The following is a 2,580-nucleotide window of genomic DNA, read 5'->3' as shown; positions in this document are numbered from 1 at the left end:
TGTCAATGGCCACGAAGTTCTCCCCGTAGGCGGCCAGTAGTTCTCCCCGCTGGTGGCCACGGGTTCTCCCCGGTGGCGGCCAGTTGTTTTTCCCCACCCGCTTTCTGATTTGGGTTAGCTGAAGGGCTTCACCCCCTTGCCGGTGGTGGCTTCGGTGAGGCGGAAGGAGTCGCCGTCGGTGACGACGACGTGCGCATGGTGCAGGAGCCGGTCAACGGTGGCGGTGGCCAATGTTTTGGGCATGATCTCGTCGAAGCCGGAGGGGTGCAGGTTGCTCGAGACGGCAATCGCTCGGCGTTCGTAGGCAGCGTCGACGAGGCGATAGAATCCTTCGGCGGCGTCTTCAGAGACCGGGAGCAGACCGATGTCGTCGACGATGATCAGGTCGGAGCGGATGATCCTCGTCAGGGCTCGGGCGATGGAGTCGTCGGCACGGTGCCGGCGGACCAGGGCACCGAGGTCTTCGATGGTGAACCAAGACACCGCCAGCCCAGCTTCGACTGCGGCCTGCCCGAGTGCCTCGGTGAAGTGAGACTTGCCAGTTCCCGAAGGCCCACAGACGCAGAAACATTCACGCCGCCCGACCCACTCCAGGGTGCGGAGCGCGTCCTGGGTGGCGCGGGGAATCGACGATTTCGTTTCGTCCCAGTCGCCGAAGGTCTTGCCGGTAGGGAAACCCGCGCGTTTGCGGCGAGTGTGCAGGTTCGCCCGGTCCCGGCCGGCGGCTTCCTCAGCGAGGAGAACCCGCACGACTTCGGCGGGGTCCCAGCGTTGGGCTTTCGCGGTCGGGATGATATCGCTCAAGGACCTGCGGATATGGGGCAGTTTCAGGCGTTTAGTCAGGTCGATCGCCTCGGCCAACGGGTCGCCGTTAGCGCTGGTAACAGTGCGCAAAGGGGTGCTCATCAGGCGTCATCGCTTTCATCGTCAGTAGTGGCTGGGCTGGCCGGCGCTGGTGTCTGGCCGAAGGTGGACCAGGCGGCGGTGCCCGGTTGCAGAGTGTGGTTCTCGCTGCGACGGACCGGATCAGCGTGTTCGTGGGTGACTTGGTAGTCGAGGATCGAGATCAGGTCCCGATCGGCGAACCGGCCGGTCATCGCCGCCGTCCCCAACGCTCTGTCGACTGCGTCCGGGGAGTGCAGCTTCGAAAGGTCCACGGCCTCGGCCATCTTCGCCCTGATGCGGCGCGCTCCCGCGGCGGCAGCCTCGACCAGCCAGCTGTTGGCACCCTGGCCCAACTGTAGGAAGGCGAGCTCGGCGGCGGTACGAGGCTTGGGCACCCGGTCGGCGGCGTCGCGGTCTGGGCGGGGTGGGTAGTGGTCGTTGTCGAGGACCGGTGAACCGGGTTGGCCGCGGCGGTGCCGCGCGACTTCGACTGCACCGCCATCATTGTCGACGGCGGTCACGATCAGCTCCTCACCATGGAAGCGGGCCCAGACCCGAGTGTCGATCAACGTGTGCGGCACCGAATACCGCACCCCTTCCACCGAGATCGTCGACTCCCAGTTCACCCGCCGGGTAGTGCCGAACACCGCGGTGAACGGAGATTTCGGCAGCGGATGCAGCCGCTGCAACTCTTCGGCCAGCCGCTCGACCGGCCGCCGCCGAGTAGAGCTGTGGACGCGGGTGTTGACGTCGGTGCAGAACTGCCGGCAAGCCGACTCGAGCTCACCGAAAGAGTGATACTGCTCGCGCAGGTTCACCTCCTTCGGCAACAGGTCGGCTTTGGCGATCCGCACCGTCGCCTCACTTCCTCCCTTCGACTCCGGATCAGCAGGTAAACACGTCCGCAGCGTCGTGCCGTAATGCCGTGCCACCTCCACGATCTCCGGATTGCGGACCGCGATCCCGGCCACGTGATCGATCGTCGCGGTCTTCTCGTTGTCGGTGAGGACATAGACCGGAACCCCGCCCAAGCGGCGGAATGTCGCATCCAAACACGCCGCCACCGTCGGCAATGTCTTGTCCCAGATCGGGATCACCACCCGAAATCGCGACCACGCCAACCATGCGCAGAACAACGTCGTCTTCCGGCCGGAAATCGTTGGCCCGTCACCGAAGTCGTACTGTAACCACAGCCCAGGTTCGGTTACCCACGGCCGATACACTCGCCGCCGACCAGCCCGAAACTGGGCCTTCGCCTCCGCGACCGTCCGGCGCGTGGTCCGCTCACCGCCGGTGAACCCCAGCGCGACGATCCGTTCGTGGATGACATCCGCGCGGACCTTGCCCTGCGAGCGGACCACCAACTCCTCGATCTTCGGCAGAAAGTCGTCGATCGCCCGCGCTCGATGCCGCCGGCGGTCCGGCGGCTGCCCCGCAGCGCGCATCTGCACATACCGGGCCACCGTGTGGTGATCACACCCAGCCAGCTCCGCCGCCGCCCGATAACTACCCGTGAGGTCGTACGCCTCCAAAATTTCCATGATCTCCCTGCTCGATTTCATCCACCCAGCGTTGCCGGGACCGAATCTGACTCACAGCAGGTGGGGAACTATCTGGCCGTACGCGGGGAGAAACCATGGCCACAAAATGCGCCATAAATGGCCGCCAGTGGGGAGCTTACGATGGCCGTCGACA

The 2,580-nt window shown here is 65.3% G+C and carries 2 protein-coding genes; both read right to left on the bottom strand.

Features of this window, described 5'->3' with window-relative positions:
• Positions 1–114: 114 nt before the first annotated feature.
• Positions 115–906, bottom strand: a complete 792-nt coding sequence (istB, locus tag ABTX60_RS43080) for an IS21-like element IS1415 family helper ATPase IstB (RefSeq protein WP_003944771.1) — start codon at positions 904–906, stop codon at positions 115–117.
• Entirely contained in the window at positions 906–2,447 is a 1,542-nt protein-coding gene (gene istA, locus ABTX60_RS43075) for an IS21-like element IS1415 family transposase (protein ID WP_030538069.1), read from the bottom strand. Before istA ends, istB begins: the two co-directional genes overlap by 1 nt.
• Positions 2,448–2,580 lie beyond the last annotated feature (133 nt).

It is taken from the genome of Streptomyces sp. NPDC126510, from assembly GCF_040302345.1.
Taxonomy (GTDB): Bacteria; Actinomycetota; Actinomycetes; order Streptomycetales; family Streptomycetaceae; genus Streptomyces.
This window is presented reverse-complemented; position numbering and strand designations above follow the sequence as displayed.

Coding starts and splice junctions, on each gene's coding strand:
- istA (WP_030538069.1), bottom strand. CDS start 2,447: ATGAAATCGAGCAGGGAGATCATGGAAATTTTGGAGGCGTACGACCTC.
- istB (WP_003944771.1), bottom strand. CDS start 906: ATGAGCACCCCTTTGCGCACTGTTACCAGCGCTAACGGCGACCCGTTG.